Annotated in this window: 19 protein-coding genes; 5 read left to right on the top strand and 14 right to left on the bottom strand. The window is 34.1% G+C overall.

The window, feature by feature from the left end:
• Window positions 1–39: 39 nt before the first annotated feature.
• Together JOC59_RS02465 and JOC59_RS02460 are read right to left on the bottom strand one after the other, a co-directional pair.
• Entirely contained in the window at window positions 40–912 is an 873-nt protein-coding gene (locus JOC59_RS02465; protein ID WP_205143216.1) for a DegV family protein, read from the bottom strand.
• Between the two features lie 101 nt (window positions 913–1,013).
• Entirely contained in the window at window positions 1,014–1,433 is a 420-nt protein-coding gene (locus JOC59_RS02460; RefSeq protein WP_205143215.1) for a MarR family winged helix-turn-helix transcriptional regulator, read from the bottom strand.
• 150 nt (window positions 1,434–1,583) lie between these two features.
• On the opposite strand from JOC59_RS02460, the gene JOC59_RS02455 reads away from it, so the two are divergent.
• Window positions 1,584–3,293 carry an NFACT RNA binding domain-containing protein gene (locus JOC59_RS02455; protein ID WP_205143214.1) on the top strand — a complete coding sequence of 570 codons (1,710 nt, stop codon included), beginning with the start codon at window positions 1,584–1,586 and terminating at the stop codon, window positions 3,291–3,293.
• Between the two features lie 143 nt (window positions 3,294–3,436).
• Here JOC59_RS02455 and JOC59_RS02450 read toward each other — a convergent pair whose 3' ends face one another.
• From JOC59_RS02450 to JOC59_RS02420, 7 genes are all read right to left on the bottom strand, one after another.
• Window positions 3,437–4,243, bottom strand: coding sequence for a potassium channel family protein (locus JOC59_RS02450; RefSeq protein ID WP_205143213.1), 807 nt, complete (start codon window positions 4,241–4,243; stop codon window positions 3,437–3,439).
• Between the two features lie 168 nt (window positions 4,244–4,411).
• Window positions 4,412–5,923: an ABC transporter substrate-binding protein/permease gene (locus JOC59_RS02445; protein ID WP_205143212.1), complete on the bottom strand. Its 1,512-nt coding sequence runs from the start codon at window positions 5,921–5,923 to the stop codon at window positions 4,412–4,414.
• A gap of 458 nt (window positions 5,924–6,381) precedes the next feature.
• Window positions 6,382–7,362, bottom strand: coding sequence for a Ppx/GppA family phosphatase (locus tag JOC59_RS02440; RefSeq protein WP_205143211.1), 981 nt, complete (start codon window positions 7,360–7,362; stop codon window positions 6,382–6,384).
• A 3-nt stretch (window positions 7,363–7,365) separates the two neighbouring features.
• Window positions 7,366–9,522: an RNA degradosome polyphosphate kinase gene (locus JOC59_RS02435; protein ID WP_205143210.1), complete on the bottom strand. Its 2,157-nt coding sequence runs from the start codon at window positions 9,520–9,522 to the stop codon at window positions 7,366–7,368.
• The gene (locus tag JOC59_RS02430; RefSeq protein ID WP_205143209.1) at window positions 9,519–11,033 is read right to left on the bottom strand and encodes an acetate and sugar kinases/Hsc70/actin family protein; all 1,515 of its coding nucleotides are present in this window, start codon (window positions 11,031–11,033) and stop codon (window positions 9,519–9,521) included. The genes JOC59_RS02435 and JOC59_RS02430 overlap by 4 nt, the downstream gene beginning before the upstream one ends.
• 108 nt (window positions 11,034–11,141) lie before the next feature.
• On the bottom strand, window positions 11,142–11,528 hold the full coding sequence (locus JOC59_RS02425; protein WP_205143208.1) for a hypothetical protein: 387 nt from the start codon (window positions 11,526–11,528) through the stop codon (window positions 11,142–11,144).
• Between the two features lie 36 nt (window positions 11,529–11,564).
• Window positions 11,565–11,924 (bottom strand): serine hydrolase, encoded by a 360-nt coding sequence (locus JOC59_RS02420; RefSeq protein ID WP_205143207.1) that lies wholly within the window; start codon window positions 11,922–11,924, stop codon window positions 11,565–11,567.
• Between the two features lie 335 nt (window positions 11,925–12,259).
• On the opposite strand from JOC59_RS02420, the gene JOC59_RS02415 reads away from it, so the two are divergent.
• Window positions 12,260–12,694 (top strand): metal-dependent hydrolase, encoded by a 435-nt coding sequence (locus tag JOC59_RS02415; RefSeq protein ID WP_205143206.1) that lies wholly within the window; start codon window positions 12,260–12,262, stop codon window positions 12,692–12,694.
• Between the two features lie 65 nt (window positions 12,695–12,759).
• Here JOC59_RS02415 and JOC59_RS02410 read toward each other — a convergent pair whose 3' ends face one another.
• Window positions 12,760–13,293 carry a VOC family protein gene (locus JOC59_RS02410; RefSeq protein WP_205143205.1) on the bottom strand — a complete coding sequence of 178 codons (534 nt, stop codon included), beginning with the start codon at window positions 13,291–13,293 and terminating at the stop codon, window positions 12,760–12,762.
• A 259-nt stretch (window positions 13,294–13,552) separates the two neighbouring features.
• Window positions 13,553–14,326 (bottom strand): acetoin reductase, encoded by a 774-nt coding sequence (locus tag JOC59_RS02405; RefSeq protein WP_205143204.1) that lies wholly within the window; start codon window positions 14,324–14,326, stop codon window positions 13,553–13,555.
• A 225-nt stretch (window positions 14,327–14,551) separates the two neighbouring features.
• On the opposite strand from JOC59_RS02405, the gene JOC59_RS02400 reads away from it, so the two are divergent.
• The 3 genes from JOC59_RS02400 to JOC59_RS02390 all read left to right on the top strand — a co-directional run bounded on the left by JOC59_RS02400 (window position 14,552) and on the right by JOC59_RS02390 (window position 16,269).
• A complete protein-coding gene (locus JOC59_RS02400; protein ID WP_205143203.1) occupies window positions 14,552–15,238 on the top strand; it encodes a beta/alpha barrel domain-containing protein in 687 nt (228 codons plus the stop codon).
• A gap of 82 nt (window positions 15,239–15,320) precedes the next feature.
• A complete protein-coding gene (locus JOC59_RS02395; RefSeq protein WP_205143202.1) occupies window positions 15,321–15,617 on the top strand; it encodes a hypothetical protein in 297 nt (98 codons plus the stop codon).
• 379 nt (window positions 15,618–15,996) lie between these two features.
• Window positions 15,997–16,269, top strand: a complete 273-nt coding sequence (locus JOC59_RS02390) for a hypothetical protein (protein WP_205143201.1) — start codon at window positions 15,997–15,999, stop codon at window positions 16,267–16,269.
• Window positions 16,270–16,393: 124 nt separating this feature from the next.
• Here the strand turns inward: JOC59_RS02390 and JOC59_RS02385 are convergent, their stop codons facing one another.
• The 3 genes from JOC59_RS02385 to JOC59_RS02375 form a co-directional block, all read right to left on the bottom strand.
• Window positions 16,394–19,318: a DUF3427 domain-containing protein gene (locus JOC59_RS02385; protein ID WP_205143200.1), complete on the bottom strand. Its 2,925-nt coding sequence runs from the start codon at window positions 19,316–19,318 to the stop codon at window positions 16,394–16,396.
• Complete coding sequence (locus JOC59_RS02380; RefSeq protein ID WP_205143199.1) at window positions 19,319–19,717, bottom strand: (deoxy)nucleoside triphosphate pyrophosphohydrolase; 399 nt, start codon at window positions 19,715–19,717, stop codon at window positions 19,319–19,321.
• An 86-nt stretch (window positions 19,718–19,803) separates the two neighbouring features.
• Window positions 19,804–20,250, bottom strand: coding sequence for an NUDIX domain-containing protein (locus JOC59_RS02375; protein ID WP_205143198.1), 447 nt, complete (start codon window positions 20,248–20,250; stop codon window positions 19,804–19,806).
• Window positions 20,251–20,312 lie beyond the last annotated feature (62 nt).

The following is a 20,312-nucleotide window of genomic DNA, read 5'->3' as shown; positions in this document are numbered from 1 at the left end:
CCAACATTTGCTGATCTGTCAAAATATGATGGCGATTACTTATAGTGGTGCTGTTTCATCTTTAATCCATGCCAAAGCTAATGCGCCTTGACCAAGGTGTGTGCCAATCACCGGTCCCATTTCAGCAAATTCAATTGCTAAATCAGGAAACGTTTGGCGAAGCTCATTTAACCATGTTTTACCACTTTCTAAAGCGTTAACATGATAAACTGTTAATTTTACCGGATAGGTAAAATTAGCTTTTTTCTCATTAAATAATTCCTCGACCCGCGCTTTCGCCTTTTTCATTGAACGGACTTTTTCAAATGCCACAATTTCATGGCTATGATCATCAAAAGTTAAGAGTGGTTTAATTTTTAATACAGAACCAATAAAGGCTCCTGCATTTGATAAACGGCCACCACGAACTAAGTTTTGTAAATCATCAACAACAAAAAATTCTCCAGCAGTTGCTCGCAAATCATCCAAGGCATTGAGCACCGCATCAGGGGTTATCGTTTCGTCTTTAACCATTCGTGCCGCTTGCAAGGCCATTGCCCCCATTAACCGCACGGTAATTTGACTATCATAAGGATAAATTTTAACCCCTTCAATTTGGTTGGCAACATTTACAACGCTATTGTACATCCCAGAAATGGTTGATGACAAATGAATTGAAATAATCGCCTCATAACCAGCATCACGTAAATTTTCATAAACTGTGACTAATTCACCAATCGCTGGCTGCGATGTTGATGGAAAAGTTTTCGTTTTAGCTAACATCTCATAGTATTGACTATTTGAAACATCAACCCCTTCATTGTACACTTGGCCATCAACGATAACTGGGATTGGGATAATCGTAATGTGATTATCTTCAACTTCTTTAGTAGTTAAATAGCTTGTGCTATCAGTAACCACAGCGATTTTCATTACGAAACTCCTCATTTCTTAAATTTCATAAATTCTATTTTAACATAATCTCGTAACGGGATAAAAATTAAATCTTGTTTTTTTTAAAAAACGTTAATTTACTATTCAACTACCCGCGTCATCGATTTTTCAAGACGGTTTAATAAAATTCGTAACATGTTTACCTCTTCTTTGGACCACTTATCAAATACTAGCCGTTCAAAATGCGCATATTGTTGGTTAATATCATTAACTGCTTGTAGCCCCTTCGGTAAGACTGTATAGATTAATTGCCGTTTATCACGCCCGGTCGCAATCCGATCAACATATTCTTTACTAAAGATACTCTTTAATTGTCGGGAAAGTGTTGAAGTATCAAGACCCATTTCGGCGGATAATTTATCTTGCGTATCAAAGCCCGCAATCATGGTTGTCAGCAATTGCCATTCGGCGATAGTTAACCCAAAGTGTTTTGTAATGCGCATTAACGCCCCCTTTTGAATTTTTTCACTTTCGCGTAATGCTTCTAAACTTGATTTCATAAGGCCTCTCCAATTAATAAATTATTATACAAATTTAATTATACATTAAGCTTTTTGCGTATTACAAGTATTTTCGTGATATTTATAATTTCCTTTGAAATTATGCTATAATAGAGGCTATGCAAAATTTGAACGAACGGAGGACAAATCATGAGCTTTGATGGTATGTTCACACATGCAATGGTCGGTGAATTACAACGCCTTTTAACAGGGGGGCGTATTACCAAAATCCACCAACCTTATCCTAATGAAATTGTTTTAGTAATAAGAGCCAATGGGCACAATTATCCCCTTCTATTGTCCGCCCATCCCACCTTTGCACGGGCACAAATCACTAATATTCCTTATGCAAATCCAGCAACACCACCAGCCTTTGCAATGATGTTACGTAAACATTTAGAAGGTGCCCGCTTAGAACGGATTGAACAAGTCGAAAATGATCGTATTATTAAATTATTTGTGGCAACCCATGATGAATTAGGGGACATTGAAAATATTGTTTTAATTTTAGAAATGATGGGTCGCCATTCGAATCTATTTCTAGTTAATGAACAAAGTCAAAAAATCATTGAATTAATCAAGCATGTTTCGGCTGATCAAAATCGTGTTCGCTCACTTTATCCCGGCGCTCAATACATTGCCCCACCGAAACAAAATGTGCGTAATCCATATGCATCATTAAGCGGTCTTGCTAATTTGATTTTAGATATCCCTGAGCAAGCTGCCTTAGCCAAAGCCTTACAGCAACACTTCCAAGGATTTGCGTTTGATTCTGCCAATGAACTAGCGGCAATTGTTCATCAACCTGGGGATGCGATGGCCCATGCCCAAAATTGGTTAACACAATTTGATGCCCCCAAACCACAAATTGTTATTACCAAAGATAATAAAATGAATTTCACCCCTTTTCCATGGTTAACCATAACTGGAACAACGACGGCTTTTTCAACATTGAGTGAATTATTAGATACTTACTTTGCACAAAAAGCTGAACGTGATCGCGTGCAACAACAAGCTGGTGCGATCATTCGGGTTGTTCGCAATGAAATTAAGAAGAATAAAACTAAATTAAAAAAACTGCAACAAACGCTACGCGAGTCAGCCCACGCAGATGACTTTAAGGTTAAAGGTGAATTATTAACAACTTATTTATATCAAGTTAAACGGGGGATGACGGAAATTACTCTGCCTAATTACTATGATAATGAGCAACCAATGTTGATTACTTTAAGTAACCAAATTGGCCCATCACAAAATGCACAAAAATATTTTACAAAATATAATAAACTGAAAACCGCTATCAGTTATGTTAATGAACAAATTGAGCTTACGCTAACTGAACTAGCTTATCTCGAAAATTTAATGGCGCAAATCGAAATTGCTAGTCCCAAAGATATTAACGAGATCAAACTTGAGTTAATTGCTGAAGGTTATCTTAAAAATAAAGCTAAAAATAAAAAAGCCCGAATTCAAATTTCAAAGCCCGAAAAATTTTGGGCCGCTGATGGTACGGAAATTGAAGTTGGTAAAAATAATTTGCAAAACGATAAATTAAGTCTCAAAACAGCTGCTCGTAATGATATTTGGCTTCATGTTCAAAAAATACCAGGTTCCCACGTTATTATTCATAGCGCCAACCCTAGTGAAGCAACCCTCCTGGCTGCGGCCAAACTCGCTGCTTATTTTTCAAAGGCACGTGAATCAGCTAATGTCCCAGTTGATTACTTACCTGCTAAAAAATTGCATAAACCAAATGGTGCTAAACCAGGTTTTGTCATTTTCGAAGGCCAAACTACGGTGTACGTCACGCCTGATTTTAAATTGGTTGAACAAATGCGGCAAAAACCAGCAAGCAAATAGTTAGACCAAATAAATTTAACAACAAATAACAGGGTTAGCAAACAATCATTTGAAATTGTTTGCTAACCTTGTTTGTATCATATTATTTCATTTAACAAAGATTTATGTATAGGACAAAAAGCTGATTAGAAAGCTTTTTCAGGCTATTTTTTTCGATGTTTCATTTGTTGTAATTGTAATGATTTTAGTTCATTAACACTGGCTGTTAACTGCCGAATTTCTTTATGCAGTTCCTCAATTTCTTGCATGGTTAGATTCGACTCAGCTGCAAAATCCTCTTCATGACCAAAGGTTCGTCCCATAATATTCGTAATTGCCGAAGTTAACGTACCAATTAAACCAATCCCTAAGAACATTAAAATAACAGCTAAGGCACGGCCAATCGGTGTTGTTGGTGTAATATCCCCGTAGCCAACCGTTGTAACCGTAACAATTGCCCACCATAATGAATTACCAAACGTAACGTGTTCAACTTGACTAAAAATTGCCGAACTAACAACTAATAAAATCGCGGAAATGTATAGCATGTATACTAGCCCAGTTCCATAAAAAAAACGATGCAAATTACGGGTTAGTTTACCAGATAACCCAATCACCCGGAAAATTAACGAAACCCGGACAATTTGTGTTAAACGTGCAAGCCTAAAAAAGCTAAAAATTGTACTAAATGGTAAAATTGCTAATAAATCAAAAATATTTTGATAAACAAATTGCCATCTTTTTTTGGCACGGATGAACCGTCCAAAGTAATCAACTGTAAAAATTAATAAAATAATGTTATTCAGCCAATTAAATGGAAAAACTAAAATGTTAATATTGTTTGTTAAATCTAAAAGCACCAATACAATTGAGATAACTGCTAATATCGCAATTGTAATATGATAAATTGTAATAACTTTTTCTTTTTTTAAAAAGTGCTGTCTATTTAACCATATTCTTAAATTATTCATATCAAACCTCGTTGGCACTATTGTAGTTTAATTTTTTAAATTTGAAAAGCGAAAAAATGTGATGCCTACCCAATTTAGGTACTCATCACATTTTTTAATTATATCACTTTAAGCAACGTTCTCTTAGTGGCCCCTTGCTAGCCTAAACGGAATCGTCGAGTCACTACCTTATTGACGATTACTTAGATTAAACCGTTTTTCAAGTAAACCTAACCCTCTTGAAAGGGTAAAGGTTAAAACAAAGTAGATTAAAGCAGTAATCACTAGCGGAATAAATGGACTAAACGACGCACCTTGAACCGTTGCTGTTTTAAACATCAACTCACCAACACCGATCACTGATACCACTGATGATTCTTTAATGACTGTTACAAACTCATTACCCAGTGCTGGTAAAATATTCTTAATTGCTTGGGGTAAGATAATATATCGCATTGTTTTACCGGTTGAAAAGCCTAATGATCGAGCTGCTTCCGTTTGACCATCTGCAACTGAATTAATCCCCGAACGAATAATTTCGGCCACATACGCCGCTGAATTTAAACTAACTGCAATAGCCCCAGCCACAAAAGCACTAATATTTAATGAAAATAGCCATGTCGCTCCAAAAAAGATCATATAAACCTGAACCATCAAAGGAGTTCCCCGTACAAACTCAATATAAACGTTGGAAAGCACTTTTCCTACGACTTTACCTAACTTAACAATAAATGTTGCTTGTGTTTTTAAGTTGGCCCGTTTCATTAATGCTAATACAGTTCCTAAGACAGCGCCGAAAAAGACCCCAATTGCTGCTAAAACTAATGTTAAACCGGTTCCACTTACAAAATATGAACCGTATTGACTTAAAAAACTCTTTGAAGTAAACATTTGGGAATTTGCTAACTTTTGCCATTTCGTAAATGAGCCATCTTTTTTCACCTGATCGATTACACCATTAACGCGCTTTGTTAACGCATCTGCTCCTTTAGGCATTGCAATCGCGGTAATCCCAACCGCCGTTGCAAAATTCATCTTCACAACTTTCAAGCGCTTGTCATGTTGCGCATATGCTTTCGCAACTGGGCTTTCTGCAACAATTCCTACGACTTTACTTGACTCTAATTGTAAAATTGCATCCGTAAATTTGGTTAATAAGACTGTTTTGGCGTTAGGTAATTGGCTCGTGGCAATATCTGCTTGCGTGGTCCCTTTTTGGGCCGCCACTTTTTTACCACCAAAATCCGTCACACTCTTATATTTATTAACGTCTTTTTTATTAATTAGCATTACTTGATTAACTTCTAAATATGCTTTTGAAAAATTAACTTCTTTCCGACGCTCAGCAGTTGGCGTCATCCCCGAAATAATCACATCAATTTTACCAGTTTTTAAGGCCCCTAATAGCGCATCATATGCCATTTCTTTAATTTGTAATTTAACACCTAAATTCTTGGCAATCGCTTTAGCCATTGAAATATCAAACCCAACAATTTTATCTTGCCCTTTAATTGTTTGATGAAATTCATAAGGCGCATAATCGGCTGATAAACCAACCACTAGTAACCCTTTTTGCTTAATTTTGGTGACACTATTATCATTTGCATTACTTTGGGTTGCCGCAATAATATTGGTTGTACTTGTCAAAAATAGACCAACTAACACACTAACTAGAAGCAATAATTTGTAAATTTTTTTCATAAATAATTCCTCAAATCTCTTATATTGTTAGAAACTTTTAATGTATGTTGTTCACTATAATTGCTTTTGGAGGCCTATGCAATGTTTTTTGCTATTTTTAGCATAAATATACATTTTTAACCTGAATATGCTAAATTAAATACATTAATTCGTTTTTTTAATTAAAATTACTTTACTTAATGTGCCCTCATTCATGCCTAAACTAGCAGGCCAACTGACCGTCCTTGCGCTGGCGGCTACATACCAAAACGGACCGAATTTTTAAAAATCCAGCCCGTCTATCTTATTTATAATTTAACATTAAATATTTAGTAGCCGCAATTAACATAATTTATCTGTTCTGTAATTAGGGGTGCCAATGAATTATTTCATAAATATCAAACAACCAAAAAACAATACAAAAACTTACTAGTAAATTAATTAGCTTTACATGCTTATCCATGCCATTCTTCTTTCTATTATGCTAAGTCCTCAGTATCAATGGTTAGGGTCGCTGGTTCTGGTTCAACTACATTCTTTCCAGTCACTTCTTCAATATATTCAAATAAAATGCCTTCTCGAATGCCGGCTTGAGAGAAAATAATCCGGCTACTATCGATATATCGTAATAATGAAATAATTGGTAACATCCCACCAACGATAATATCACCACGTTCCTTAGCAAGCCCGGGTACTTTTTTACGTTGTTCTAACCCTTTGTTTAGGATATCAGCATAGATATCAAACGCATCATTATGTTCAATCCGATAGCCATGTAAGGGGGTATCTTGAATTTTATTGGCTCGTCGTGAGATTTTACCTAAGGTTCGGTTCGATCCGCCTAACGCAATAATTGGTAGATTTTGCACACTTCGTAACCAGTCAATATTATTAAAAAGCATATCAATTGCTGTGAATGCTTTAAATAACGAGCTCGCTGTTACCTTATCTTTTTCTAAATAAGTTTCTGTAATATTAACAGCCCCAATTGGCACACTTACTTCGTGTAATGCTTTTTTATTATTGACCAAAATTAATTCCGAAGAGGCCCCGCCAGTATCAAGAATTAACGCATCTTTAACCTTTAACGTATTAATAACACCGATATAATCATAATGTGCCTCTTGTTCACCACTTAAGACGGTCAGTTTAATACCAACTTCCTTTTCAACTTGTTTTAAAAATATTGCTTGATTGCTTGCTTGCCGAACCGCAGCAGTTGCAACTGCACAAATTTTAACTTCAGCATACCTGGTTAAAGTATTCTTAAAGTCTTTAAGTGCTTTGATCGTTCGATCAATTTCAGCTGTTTGTAAAATTTTATCGGGGCCCATGTCTTTTGATAGTCGTACCATTGCTTGCATCCGTTCTAAAACCTTATAGGAACCATCTGCCATAATTTCACTAACGGTCATGCGTGCTGAGTTAGATCCCAGATCAATAACTGCAAATATTTTCATAAACTAGTCCTCCTCGAAATTATCATCAATCTCTTCAAATGGATTATTCAACGGAATAAACCGTTCTTTCGCTGCTTTGGCCTCAGCATTTTGCTTGCCTTGTTGGATTAATGCACTTGCTTCATTCATAAATGCTGTTTGTGCATTCAATGCGGTTAAGCTCCGTCGGTTTATCTTTTTATATGATCCATCAGCTTGTAGGACCCGTGTTTTCACATTATCGTGCCACATTGTTGTAAATATATGTTGCACCCGATCTCGTAATTTAGCAGCATGGACGGGAAATAGTAACTCCACGCGGCGATTTAAATTGCGACTCATTAAATCAGCACTCGATAAATAGACTTCTGGCTGTTGATCATTAGCGAACATATAGATGCGACTATGTTCTAAAAATTGACCCACAATTGAATGTAATTCAATATTATCACTAATTTCCGGTTGTTTAACTTTTAGAATCGCAATTCCGCGCACAATAAGTTCGACTTGCACACCAGCGTGACTTGCTTCATATAGCTTTTTAACCATTGGCGCATCAGATATTGAATTAACTTTGAATTGAATTTTTGCAAATTTACCGGCCTTGGCATGCTTAATTTCGCGCTCAATTTTAGCATTTAAAGTTGCACGAATCCCGTCTGGGGACATACTTAATTCATGAAAATAATCTGGTTCAGCATAGCCGGATAGAATATTAAAAATATTAGCTGCATCAATTCCCATATTGGTATCTGCGGTTAATAACCCTAAATCGGTATAAAAATGGGCAGTAACATCGTTATAATTACCTGTTCCAAGATGTAAATATCGCCTAATTTCATCTTCTTCTCGCCGAATCACCATGGTTAATTTGCAATGTGTTTTTAACCCCTTTAAACCATAAATAACGTGTACTCCCATCCGTTCTAGTTCTTTAGCCCAGTGTACATTGTTTTCCTCATCAAAACGTGCCTTAACTTCGACTAAAACCGTAACTTGCTTACCATTTTGTGCAGCATCACCTAAGGCTTTAATAATTGGTGAATCACCTGATACCCGATATAGGGTCATCTTAATGGCTAGCACATCTTGATCTGTGGCTGCTTGTTGAATGAAACGTACAACGGATGCAAAGGAATCATAGGGATGATGTAATAATTGATCTTGTTGCCGAATTGTATTAAATATATTGCCTACGTTTAAATTATTTGGTTGGTACGCCTCAAAATCAGGGTATTTTAAATTAGGTAAATCACTGACTTTTTTCGCTAATGTGCCCATTAAGGTTAAATTAAGAGGACCATTAACGGCATAAGTTTGTGCTGGACTTACGTTTAGCACCTGTTGCAACCGTTTAATTAAGCCCTTACTCATACTATTTTCAACTTCTAGACGAATAACAGCACCACGTTCTCGTTCTACTAATTTGGCTTGAACTTCTTTTAAAAGATTTGGTGTTTCCTCTTCAGCAACGTCTAATTCCATATCTCTTAAAATACGATAACTCGCTAAATCATTAACTTGATACCCTGGAAAAAGAGCACTAATGTAATTTTTAATAATGCTTTCTAATAAAACAAAATGGTGTGGTTCATCTGGAATAGCAATTAAGCGGCTAAAAACATTATCGGGGACTTGCAATGTCGCAAAAAGTGGCTGTTTTTTTTGTTTTTTATTAAGCTGAACGGCAATATTTAACGAATCATTGGCTAAAAATGGAAACGGCCGGGTTTCATCATCAGCCATCGGCGTGAGTACTGGTAAAACCTCACGTTTAAAAAAAGCTTCAAAATAGGCTTGTTGCTGCTCATTTAACTTATCCAAGGGGCTTATTTTGACATCAATTTCATTTAAAGCGGGTAATAAAATTCGGTTTAACGTTTGATATTGTAACTTAACCTGTTCCCCAGCTGCTTTACGAATTGTAGTTAATTGCTCTTGTGGTGTTAAACCAGCAGCATCTTGATGCTGATAATTTAACTGAACCATTTGGGTTAGTGATGCTACGCGTACCATAAACCACTCATCTAAATTACTTTGACTTATCGCTAAAAATCGAATTCGTTCAAGTAACGGATTTTGATGATCACGAGCTTCTTCAATAACCCGTTCATTAAATTTTAACCAGCTCAATTCACGATTAACAAATAATTTTGGATTGTCATATTTTTTTTCATTCATTTACGATTCACCCGTTTCTTTAAAATTGGTAACATGCCAAAAACATCTTGGAAAAATTGAGCTTTTTGCTTAAAAACCCAGTTTTCTAATAATATATTATGATTGGTATGGGCAGTAATAATAACTTTATCTTTTTTTATAGAAACTGCGATTTTTTTAATTTTTTGTTGTCTTGAGTCATCTAAGGCATCGGCCAACCGCAATAAAGCGGTTAGTTTAGCAATTAATAAGCGTTCTGGTGCATTAAAATTTTTTAAAATGTAATGCTCATTAACCGGAATTTGGGAACTATGATAGCGCGCAACCGCAGCAATTATGGCAGTTTCATTGTCGGATAATCCATAAAAGTCAATATTTTTAATTAAGTTTTCAGAGTGCAAATAGTGGGCATGACTATTAACAAAACTACCAATATCATGTACTAGACAGACAACATCTAACAATAAATAATCACGCTGGGTTAAATGATGAACAGCTTTTAATTGATCAAATAAGTGTAGCGCAAAATGTTCGACTTGTTGCCGATGGTTATTTGCCACGCGATATTGATCAGCGATGTCTTGCGCGGCCGTAATTATTTCCGTATCACCAATGCTATTTTTACCGGCATCAGCAAAAACAAGCCCGTCAACTACCGAAATATCTAACAAAATAATTTTAGGAACTTGCGCTAAATTTAACGCTCGTTCTAGAACTAAAATTTCTGGTAGGGCATATTTAATCACTTGCTCACTTAAACCATATTTTTCACCTAAAACTTGGTTGGTTTGATTATTAAAAATTTGCTGCTTGAGTTCTTCAAATTGTGCTAGCGAAATCGTTGCTGTCGTTTGACCAGCTTTAATGAATAAGGTATTTAGGACTTCGGACCCAACTAAAATCAAATGCTTAGCAGGATCTGTGATAGGTAATACGCGATTAAAGTCAGCAATTTTACTACCAATGAAATCACTTAAAAACTGTGGATAATCAACAATTTGGCCTTGAATTTCTTCAAGGGTCTCAGCTAAGCGCACTGGCCCGAGGGCGATACTACGTGAATATTTAAAAGCTTGCTTAGCGTAATAACCGATATCAAGGCGCCCCGAACTAATACCAATAATTTGCAAGCTAGCCGCTGCTAAAGTCGCAAACTGCGGATAAAACATCCGTAACGCTTGATTCCGATAAAAAACTTCTTGACTACTATTTAAACTCTCAATTGTAAATCCGGTCGCATGTAAAATTTGATCAGCGATATAGGCCGCGTTATCAGCTTGCATAAACATCTCACTAGCCCAGATATGCCTAGTTACAATACCATAATCAGCTAAAATTTGTCGAAAACCTTGCAGTGCGGTAATTAAACTTTCACTTAATTCCATCGGCACTGTATTCGAATCATAAATCTCGGCACCCACGCGCATATCTTTATGTACTTTTTCGATGACCTTAAAAGTATTGATATTACTTACTACTAATTTTACCGAAGTGGTTCCAACTAATATTTCACCTATCAAATTTTTTGCCATAAATTACCTCTCACCATTGTTTAAAAACTTTTATCTAGATTATAAGACACACTAATAAAAAGTGCGACACCCTAAATCAGTTAGTTAATTAGTAAACTACTAGGTTTCTTAGTTTTGATTCATTTTTTTATAAACAACTTGACCAACTCGATTTAACATTTTAAAACCCGCATTTTGACTAAGATCTTTATGCGATAAAATTACTAGTAAATAGTTAGCCTTATTAGTTTTAACCCGACTCAAGGAATTAATAACAGCACCTTCATTTAATGTTAACCATCCGTCTTTAACATATAGCTTCGTATTAGCACGGTAGGTTTGCGGTAACCCCCACCGTTGATACTGATTTACATAATGCATTAAGTTGCGAATATATTTTTGGTTAGCTACTGAAATATACGTACTACTAGTATAGATTTGCTTTAATAATTTAATTTGATCTAACGCCGTTGTTTTAGTCATCCCCCACCGTCGATCAGCAAATGAATAACGCATTTTTAAACGCTTAAATAACTTTTGTAAGCCTGGTGCTCAACCAATTTTTTGAAACAAAATCGTTGCAGCCGTATTATCTGAATTTTTAATCATTTTAGCAGCTAACTGGCGATAATATGGTGTTAACTTAGGCTTTTGATGCAGTAACTGTAATAAAATACTGACTTTAACAATACTAGCTGTATAGCTTGAATTAAGCGTGCCTTTTGTATAATGAATCAATTTAGCATTTTTTATATCATAAACGGCAACATCAACATTGGGTGTTTGAGAATTAACTTGGGTCTTAATTATCCTTGGTGTAATTGGTCTTGCTAAAATACTTGGTGATCCGGCATTAAATAAATTAATAAACGCACTTAAAGTAAGCAAACTTTTAAACAGCAGTAATTTCATCAGCAGTCCTCTTTTTATTTTAGTATAACATTTTTAAATTGATTGATTAATAAATTATCACTAATTTTTAATAATCAATTGGCTAAAACCTTACATAAAAATTATTCATTATGCCATAATATTACACTTAAAATAAGCTTTAATATGCTATAATATTAATATGTAAACATACGTTCGCCAGTTTTTGTTAACATATAATTACTTATATTAGTTAGCGAATATTCAGGCCCGTATGTCTCCAATACTGACCTTTGTTACATACTTAAAATTTAGGTGGCACTATCTCACTGTACATACTATTAATTAAGTACTTATTAACAAGTGAGGAGTTAAAATTGTTAAAAAAGAATCACCAAATTGTAGCACTAGCAGTTAATACAGGTGCTTTGCTTCCATTTCATCCGCAATTGCCAACGGTTATCATTGCAACTGCTATCACCATTCTAACTGCTAATATTCCTGACATTGACATTAAATTACCATTTGTTAAACATCGCGGTTTCACCCATACTATTTGGAGTTGGCTCCTTGTTAGTCTCTTAATTTACAGTCTGACCCAAAGTAAGTTATGCGCTAGTATGGTATCGCTTAGTTATTTAATGCATTTAATAACGGATAGTTTTTCCGTTGCTGGGATCAAATGGTTTGCACCATTAACTACCAAAAGCCATACCCTATTTAAGGGCTATAAAGTTGGTGGGCCTACTGAAGCTGTCTTTGCCAGTCTATGTCTTGGTTGTTACATTATTTTTATCATTCAAATTCTTTAATTATCTGAAAAAAGTCTGGTATTGCACAAACTGCATGTACCAGACTTTTTTTAATATAAATTTGTTTAACCATCTTTTTTAGGCACCCAAACGTTAGTTTCACTGTTTGCAGGATAATAGTGGCCATGTGGAATTATTTGTAATTCAACTAGACTGCCCCACGGCGTTAAAACGTAGACACTTCCATTGCCTGGGGTATCTTCATATCTTGAATTACCATGCACACCGGATAAAGCCTGCCCACCAGCTTTGACTGCTTGTGCTAATGCTTTATCGATATCAGTTACATACAATGATAAATGATTCCATCCATAATCTGCCAACTTAATTGGTTCACGCTGCGGGGTCGCCTCAATTTCAAACATTTCAATTTCCGGTCCATTACCAATTACAAGCATCCGTTGCCTAATAATTTTGCCCCCTTTAGGTAATCCTAGCTGTTGCTCAACTACTTGTCCGGCTCGTGGCTCATCTACATTAGTTAATCCATCGTAGGCAATTTTAGCCCCAAATGCAGATTTAAAATATTCAGTTGCCTCATCAATATCAGGCACCGTCAACCCCAAATGATTAATCCCAATCAAATACTCAAATGCCATCAGTTACCCCTCTTATGTTCGCTACTCGCTAATTAATTACCCACCATTTTCGGGATTAGCGTTTTCAATTAATGTGTCCTTCATTGTAAATCACAATTCATTTTATCATCTAATTATAATCTTTTTTTACCAAATTACGCACAATTTTTGTTCACGGATTAGCGCTTATTTTCTTGTTACCGTTTTGCCATAAATTAAAAAAGCACCTAACTCGAATTACGAATTAGATGCTTAAATATTAACTATTTAAATTTAGTGCTTAGACGTACTTAATTCCACCATCAACTAAGATTGCTTGACCAGTAATGTAATTTGCTTTATCACTAGCTAAGAATGAAACTAAATTAGCCACATCAGCTGGTTCTTCACCACGTCCTAAGGCAATGCCATCGACATATTGCTTCAATGATGCTCCCAATGGCACATCATGTAATTTACTCATCGCAGCATCAATTTCATCCCACATTGGCGTAAGGACAATCCCTGGACAATATGCGTTAACAGTAATTTTGTCTTGGGCTAATTCCTTAGCTGCTGCTTGCGTTAAAGCCCGAATCGCAAATTTCGTTGCTGAGTAGGCACCAAGTAATTCAAAGCCTTCATGACCAGCAATTGAAGAAGCGTTAATAATTTTACCAGGGGTCTTTTGCTTCTTAAATTGCTTAGCTGCTGCTTGTATACCATACATTGTTCCCTTAACGTTGATATCAAGTAGGCGTGCAAAGTCCTCTTCTGTAGTATCAACAATTGGTGCTACATGGGCAATTCCGGCATTATTTACAAAAACATCTAGTTGACCGAAGTGTTCAACGGTTTTTTCAACAGCTTCAAAGATTTGCGCCCGATATTGAACATCGGCTTCAATTGCAAAAGCTTCGCCACCTTTACCATTAATTTCATCCGCAACTTTTTGAACCTTTTCCAAGTGACGACCAGCTAGAGAAACCACAAAACCATCATCAGCTAATTGATATGCTATTCCGGCACCAATTCCTTGACCAGCACCAGTGATTAAAGCAATTTTCTTTGTCATAATAATTACGACTCCTTTGTGATTTTATGAACATTTTATAAGTATTATTATGCCACAAGTTTTTTAAAAAGCTACTATATTTTAAAAAAATAAAATATTTAGTATTTTGATAATTTTTTTCTAATATTTATATTTTTTAAAAAAGCAATTAAAATTTGTAAACTTACATTTTTTCCGTAAAAAGCTTATAATTGTGATAAATAAACATAAGAAAAGAGGTCTAATATGGCTGAAAAAGAAACAATTCCTAGTTTGACGTCTGAATTGCGTTCCGACATTGTTGAGGCACCTAAAGCAATTCGTAAGGCAAGTGGCATTACCCTATTTGGAAAACGAATTAAAAGTATTATCTATACCATGGATGTTGCTGTCATTGCTAATAGTGATGCTGATGCTGTTTTAGCAGTGTACCCTTGGACACCTAATACTAAAATTTTAGAAGCTGTTTCGACAGTTGCTAATAAACCAATTTTAGCTGGGATTGGTGGTGGTTTAACAAAGGGTTTACGTTCAGCAACAATTGGCTTTTTTGCTGAAGAAAGTGGTGCCCAAGCAGTTGTGTTAAATGCCCCTACTACAATTGAAACGATTAAGAGTGTTAAAGATGTTGTTGATATTCCAATCATTTACACAGTTGTTAATGACCATATTGATTTAAATGAACGAATTGATGCTGGCGTTAAAGCGTTTAACATCGCTGGTGGTAAAGACACTGCAAAACTAGTTGCCTGGGCGCGTAATGCGATTAAAGATCAGCATCCTAATTTTCCAATTATTGCCTCTGGTGGGAAAACTGAAGAGCAAATTCTGGAAACAATTGCTGCAGGAGCAAATGCGGTCACCTTCACAGCTTATGGCATTACCGAAAAAACATTCCAAAGCAAAATGGAAAAATACCGACTTGAACATTAATAAAATAATTTAAATAAAATTGACATTATTTTTTATGTTAGTGATATAATTATCTTATACTTAAAATAATGATGGTGATATAATGAAATTATTTAATGTTTATGAGAACGATAAAAATAAATTATTTAGATTAGAAGGTTTACTTGACCAAATCAATACAATTTGGCCACAAAAGGAAATTGATAAAATTATGTTTGTGCGGGCAATTGATAATGATACCGGTAAAGTTTATGGTTTTAAAAAGGTTGACGAGTCGGTTATTGCCTATCTACTTCCCGAAGAATTATACGCTGGAATTATTGATATTAATAAGCTATCTCACGAAAAAACATTTGATAAGATCAAACAACAAATTGTAAAGAAGCGCTTTGCATACTAAAATACATCTGATTCATCAAGTAAGCTAACGCTTGAATCAGTGATCAATTGAATAGTTTTGCTTGGTGAGTTATATTACTTAATTTAGGTAACGTAACTCGCCTTTTTTACGCGTGTAAATTTTATAAATTCCTTAAAGAATTTAAAAAAATATTTATTAATTTATTATGGTATATTGAATCAACATTTTGTTTCAATTAAAATATTTTTTTCTAATTTTTAGTTTATATTGTATAAAAACAAATTATTATTCATTTTTGTGGATTTCCAAAGCAATAACTTTATTTGCTATAATGCCCACAAATAGCTTTATCGCTATTTTAACAAACTGTATAAATTTTAAATTTATACAGTGGCTAAAATTTGGAGGTTTATTTATTATGGAGATTCATGAGGTTTATCCATCGTCCTATTCAAATCAATTATCAATTGCAAAGCTGGTTACTCACATCAATGCTCGTTGGCCCGATGAGTACGAGGAAATTCAGTTTGCCCGCGCAATTGACGTTATCAATCATCGTGTTTATGGTTTTAGGCAACGAAATTATAAAATTGAAGCTTATCGCCTTTCCGATGATTTATATCTTGGTATTCTCGATATTCTGAATTTGGAAACTTTAGAAAAAACTAGTAATATCTCATCAGCAAATTAAAATCCCTAGTCCCCCACATTTGACTAGAGATTGAAAAATAACTAATAAGTTATTTACATAAAAAAACCTGACTACTTGAAGTTAGTCAGGTTTTACTGTTTGTATTTAAGCTATTGAGACTATTTTAAAGATCAATATTTAATGCTGTATATAGATCATAATCCAATGGCCTTTGTAGTTTAAGTTCAAATTTAATTAGATTAATGTCATTATTATCTTTATCCTTATGGATTGCTGGTGTTGCTGCGGTAACTTTAGCACTACCTAAATAATAAAAAGTAATTCCATCTTTAGTTATTTCATTAGATTTTTTCACAAACACTTGAATAAAGCCATATTCATCTGCATCGGCAATCACATTTTCCGTATAACTTTTTAAACTTCTTTTACTTTTTGAGTACCATATCATAGTATCGCGACTAGTAAAATGATCTTCATACGCTACCGCATTTTGAAAATTATCTTTTTTAAGAGTAACAAACATAGGTAAGAACCGCTGGTTTTTTCGCATAATGTAGCCACCTACATTTTGCGCATTTTGCTCTTTTTCCCAATTTAATATTCTGATTACATCTTTTCTTAAATATTTTTCGTTAATTGTTAATAAATTATCATTATCATAAATACTGCTTACGTAATTTAAACCTGATTCTAAAGCATCTTTTAAATACCTCATAAAAGCCTCGTTTTCTAAACATGCTTTAAATTCAGCTGATAGTAGCCAATCGTTTTGATTTGGTATAATAATTCCAATATCACCACATTTTTCATCTTTTAATGTTTTTTTAGCAAAATAATCAAAAGTCAAAATCCGACGAATACTTTCAAGTGTCTCCTCATCATAGTAGTAATTATTTTCTTTAAATGCTTTCAATAATTGTGCTGAAGTTTTGATATTTTCTCCAAATATTAACTCATACACGGTAAAAATTTCTGTAATCCGTTTGCTACAAACAAGTTCATTATAAATAAAATTCAAATAATATTGTTCTTGTTGATTAAAGGTAGGCCAAGTAATGGTTAAATCATCTTCCGCATATTGCTGGTATTCCAGCAAATTTTTACATTTTAAAATTTTAAAAATATCAGTGATGTTAATTGTACCGAATTTCAAAAAATCTGCTAGATAAGGGACTTGATTACCATTTTTTTGCTTCACACTCTTATATGCTTCTTTGAATAATTTTTTTGAATTAAATTTAACATTTTTTACTGAATCCAAAATTTTCTTTGCCGCAATTTCTTCAAAATGAATTGTTGAAACGCCAGCTATTTTAGGTGAAATAACATTTTTCACAATCTTTTCCTTGTCTGACTGCCGTGATTTATCAAAAGCCATTGGTATCATATAATTATTTTGGTAATTTCCTATAAAATCAAGTACCGTAACATATTCTTTGTTTTTATATTTTCTAAGTCCACGTCCTAATTGTTGTAAAAAGATAATACTTGATTGTGTTGGCCGCATTAAAATAACTTGATTTACACTTGGAATATCAATTCCTTCGTTAAAAACATCAACCGTGACTAAATATTCAAGTTCACCACATTCAAGCTTTTTAATGTAAGTTTCACGTAATTCTTGACTATCCTCTCCGCTAATAGCAACTGTTTTATAACCTCTTAAATTAAGTTCACTTGCTAGTGTCTCAGCTTCTTTAAGCCTACTTACAAAGATAAGGCCTTTAAGCTGCTCCCCAGCATAGCCGTAATAATTAGTTTTTTCAATTAAATAATCAACACGTTCTTTTGAAACTAAATACTTTAATTGCGTATTATCATCAATCGTTTCACCATTATACTCAAAATCAGTTACACCAATATAATGAAATGGTGCCAGCAGTTCTTCTGCTAATGCATCCTCTAATGATATTTCATACACAACATTATAATCAAAATACTGGTAAACATTAACACCATCCGTTCTTTGTGGTGTAGCTGTCATTCCCAATAAAAATTGAGGCTGAAAATATTCTAGAACTTTTTCATACATTGTTTGCGTATTGTATTGATTATGGCCAATTCTGTGAGCCTCATCTATGATGATATAATCAAAATAATTTTTTGTATATTTAGTTTTAAATGATTCTTTTGAAGCCATATTAATTGTTGCAAAAATATATTTAGCACTGTCTGGTGCCTGACTAGTTCCTGATATTAAACCATAATCATCATCTTCACCACCTAGTACTCTTTTAAAACTCTGTAGAGCTTTTTTTAAAATGCCTTCTCTATGAACAATAAATAGTAATTTCTTAGTATTAAATTGCTTAACATCCATTGCAGCTAAATATGTTTTTCCTGTTCCAGTAGCAGCAACAACTAACCCTTTTTTGGCATTATTTTTTCTTGAATTGGTTAGCTCTCTCAATGCAGTAGCTTGCATTTTATTTGGAACAACTAATTTGGAAACATCAATTGTATTACTTACTTGTAATTTACTAATATCATTTGGAATATAATTTTTTTGATACTCATCGATCCAATCTATGGTTAATAAGGCTGATCTAGTCCATAGATCCTCAAAATTATTCTTTAATTGTTGTGTTATATCACCCTGTTTTAATGAAGTTATTTTCAAATTCCATTCAACGTTTTTCTTCAATGCATTTTGCGTTAGATTGGAACTACCAACAATTACAGACATATAATCGGCATGTTCAAAAATATATGTTTTTGTATGAAAACCATCAATATTTGCAATTTTCACTTCAATATTTTTAATTTTTAAAAGCTCACGATAAACTTTAGGATTATTAAATTGTAGATAATCAGATGTTATCAATCGCCCATTAATCCCACGCTTTGCTAAATCCGCAAAAGTACTTTTTAAATCTATCAAGCCACTTTCTGTTATAAAAGCAACGGCAAACATAAACGTGTCAGCAGTTTTTAATTCTTGTAATAAATAGTATAAAACGGTTTCACTATCTTTATTAGTGACTAGTTGTGGCTGTAATTCAGTTGCTAATTCATCAACTTTAATGTTTTCACTATTAACATAAGCAAATTGGTTTACTTTTATAATATCTTCTACATTTTTAGTCATTTAAAACCCCTTACTAATTAATTCAGCAATTGCTGGAATATCAGTTGGGGCCCAATTCAATTGCTGGGCTTCGGTTTCACTAACCCATTTTAGCTCATCATGTTCAATTGTTTTAATAATTTCTGAATCCAATTCAGCATATATAACTTCGAGCATAACTGTACCAAAATCATACTCCTTAGAAAAAATTTGATCTAGTTTTTTCAGTATAGTTGATTTAGCTCCAAATTCTTCAAATATTTCTCTCTTTAGTGCTGCTTCAGCAGTTTCATCTTTTTCAATTTTACCACCTGGAAATTCCCAATATCCACCCAAAGACCTGCCAACTGATCTTTTAGCCGCTAAAAGCTTATGATCTTTAATAATTGCCGCTCCAACCACTGAAATTTCCTTTTTCATCTTATTCACCTCATATAAAATAATTACTTAAAGTATATCAGATTTAAGTAAATAACAATTAATTTGTTGTAATATCATAATTTTAACTATAAATAGTAAGCTAAAGCTACTGAAACAGCGTAACTTTGATGTTCATGAAATAAAAGCCGTTGGTAATCATTGACATCAACCCATTCAAAATGATTATCATTTTCACTGGGTAATTGTTTTTTATCTGCTAATTGAGCTAGATAAAAATAGCCATCACTAAGCATTGCCTGCTTGATGGGAATTGTTGCAATAAAGTATTTTTGTGCCCGACATAACCATTTAATATTTTTTAGAGTATAGCCCGATTCTTCTAACATTTCTCTTTGCAACGTTACTTGCGGGGTTTCATTTTGCTCGATGCCCCCACCCGGTAAAAAGTATTGATCACCATGGGCTCTAATGAGACCAATTTTAGTTCGGGTTACGTCTTTAAAGATTATTGCGTATGCGCCTTTTCTAACTAAGTAATTTTTATTTAAGTGGTGCTCACCAAATATTTCCATATTATCCTCCTATCGATAGCTTGTATTTTAAAATATGAATAGCAAAAGACCGCGTACGTTTA

Origin of the sequence: Periweissella beninensis (genome assembly GCF_016908275.1) — a bacterium.
GTDB lineage: Bacteria > Bacillota > Bacilli > Lactobacillales > Lactobacillaceae > Periweissella > Periweissella beninensis.
This window is presented reverse-complemented; position numbering and strand designations above follow the sequence as displayed.